Annotated in this window: 1 protein-coding gene; it reads left to right on the top strand. The window is 59.5% G+C overall.

Annotation, left to right across the window (positions count from 1 at the left end; all coding sequences use genetic code 11):
- A partial coding sequence (locus tag EN857_RS34055) for a bifunctional hydroxymethylpyrimidine kinase/phosphomethylpyrimidine kinase (protein WP_189522848.1) occupies nt 1–301 on the top strand: 301 nt, incomplete at both ends.

Below are 301 nucleotides of genomic sequence, written 5' to 3'. Positions count from 1 at the left end.
GTGATTGAAATCTATTATTCGCCACCTAGCCTGGTGGCCAATCAGATGCGCGCCGCGCTGCAGGCCAACGACGTGGCCACAATCAAGGTCGGCATTCTGGCGACTGCCGAGATCATTGTTGCCGTTGCCGCAGTGCTGCGCAAATTTCCGCATGTCCCCGCAGTACTCGACCCTGTGCTGGCCTCCACCTCAGGCCGCGCACTTCTGCAAGCAGGCGCTATCGCTGCCATGAAGCGCGATCTTATGCCGCTTTGCTGCATTGTCACGCCCAACCTCCCTGAACTGGCGCTCCTTAGTGGCT

This window comes from Mesorhizobium sp. M4B.F.Ca.ET.214.01.1.1 (assembly GCF_004791545.1).
GTDB lineage: Bacteria > Pseudomonadota > Alphaproteobacteria > Rhizobiales > Rhizobiaceae > Mesorhizobium > Mesorhizobium abyssinicae.
This window is presented reverse-complemented; position numbering and strand designations above follow the sequence as displayed.